2 protein-coding genes and 1 pseudogene are annotated in these 1,680 nt (G+C 68.9%); 2 read left to right on the top strand and 1 reads right to left on the bottom strand.

Annotation, left to right across the window (positions count from 1 at the left end; translation table 11 throughout):
- Positions 1–171 precede the first annotated feature (171 nt).
- Together ACFU7Z_RS39280 and ACFU7Z_RS39275 are read left to right on the top strand one after the other, a co-directional pair.
- Positions 172–492 carry a hypothetical protein gene (locus ACFU7Z_RS39280; protein WP_117486900.1) on the top strand — a complete coding sequence of 107 codons (321 nt, stop codon included), beginning with the start codon at positions 172–174 and terminating at the stop codon, positions 490–492.
- Between the two features lie 121 nt (positions 493–613).
- On the top strand, positions 614–1,543 hold the full coding sequence (locus ACFU7Z_RS39275) for an aegerolysin family protein (protein WP_074005251.1): 930 nt from the start codon (positions 614–616) through the stop codon (positions 1,541–1,543).
- Here ACFU7Z_RS39275 and ACFU7Z_RS39270 read toward each other — a convergent pair.
- Positions 1,531–1,680, bottom strand: a pseudogene (locus tag ACFU7Z_RS39270) (DNA-binding response regulator); the annotation flags it as partial. The gene ACFU7Z_RS39275 and the pseudogene ACFU7Z_RS39270 overlap by 13 nt on opposite strands.

The following is a 1,680-nucleotide window of genomic DNA, read 5'->3' as shown; positions in this document are numbered from 1 at the left end:
CCTTCGGCCGGACGCCCGCCGTGCCAAGTTCGCGGTTTTCCACGATGCCCGAGCGTGGCGGTCGGATGCCAATCTGTGACTGCCACCGCACCCCGCAGCCGGGTCGGGGCGGGACCGATCGGCCCCGGGTGACCGGCTGTTCACGTGGAACGCCCAGAAGGGACACTTGTCATGAACAGGCGAATCGGAGCGGCCTCGCTCAGCGCGGCTCTCGCGGCCGCGGTTCTCGTCGGCGGTACCGCCCAGGCCTACGCCGCCGCGGCCTCCCCCGCCCCGGCGCACGCCGCGCCGGCGCCCGTCGCGGCGCCCGCCGTCCAGGAAGGCGCGTCGGCGCAGGCGCTCGACATCTGGCACTGGGTCGGCCGGTACAACTCCCAGTTCGCCGCCGAGGCCGCGTACTGGGTGCTGTACGGCCTCGGGAGCGCCATCGCGATGAGGATCGAGAAGATCTGGGACAACGGCGTGGAGACCTGGGAGCTCTACATCCAGTGAGTCTCCACAGCCAGTGAGTCACCCGGCGCCGGCACCCAGCCGCGGCGCCCCCCTCCGGACGGGACCAAGGCGAGCGTGACGCGTGTCCGCTCGTCCAGCCGAGAAGAGAGTTGGTAGACCCATGCAGCGTACGACCTCCATGACCGGTCTGGGCCGCACGGCCGCGGGCGCCCTCACCGCCGTGCTGATGGCGGCCGGAGCGGTCGCCCTCGCCCCGTCCGCGCAGGCCGCGGCCGGGCAGGACGGGCCGCAGGCCTCGGCGGCGCAGCGCCCGGCCGCCGAGAGCGCGGCGGCGAACGTGCCGCTGGTCGCCGCGGACCGTTCCACGAAGGTCACGCTCTCCAACGGCAGCGGGTCCGGCCTGACCAAGACGTGGGACAAGCTCGACCACGGCTGCTGGACGAACGACATGCTGCCGTCCGACTACATCCCCAACACGAAGTCCTCCAGCTGGCAGAGCGAGTCCTGCGGGTTCGCGACCGGGACCGAGGGCAACATCACCTACACGCTCGACAACGGCGGAGAGGTCAAGCTGCACTGGAACAACCCGTACTGGGGCAGCAACGACTACAGCTGCTCCGTCCCGGACGGGTACACCTGTTCCCGGAGCGGCGGCAGCGGGGACAACACCGCGGTCACCTTCAGCATCGGGCGCAGCCGGGCCAAGGCCGCCGCCGCGGAGATGCCCAGCCTCACCAGCGCCTCCCGGAGCACGAGCATCAACCTGACCAACAACTCGGGGAAGCTGCTCACCCGCTCCGGCGCGAGCCTGCAGTGGGGGATCTGGTCCGACAACATGATGCCGCCGTCGATGGTCCAGCCCGGTGTCACCGCGAAGTGGGCGAGCGAGTCCGAGGGCGTGATGACCGGCACCGAGGGTGAGGTCAGCTTCAACGTGGCCGGGGAGCAGAACCAGGTCAAGGTGCACTGGAACAACCCGTACTGGGGCAGCAACGGCTACAGCTGCGACGCGCCGGCCGGGTACAAGTGCACCTGGCAGGGCGGCAGCGGCGACAACGCCGCGGTCTCCTTCACCCTGTCGAAGTCCTGACGCCGAAGTCCTGACGCCGAGTCCTGACGCGGGATCCGGTGTGCATCGTTATCAATTGTTAAGTGCGGGAATACAGTAACATCTTTTGTCGTTGTATCTTGTGTAAAGAATGTTGTTGGTACAGCACGACGTAATAC

The sequence above is a fragment of the Kitasatospora sp. NPDC057518 genome, assembly GCF_042802075.1.
Lineage (GTDB): Bacteria > Actinomycetota > Actinomycetes > Streptomycetales > Streptomycetaceae > Kitasatospora.
This window is presented reverse-complemented; position numbering and strand designations above follow the sequence as displayed.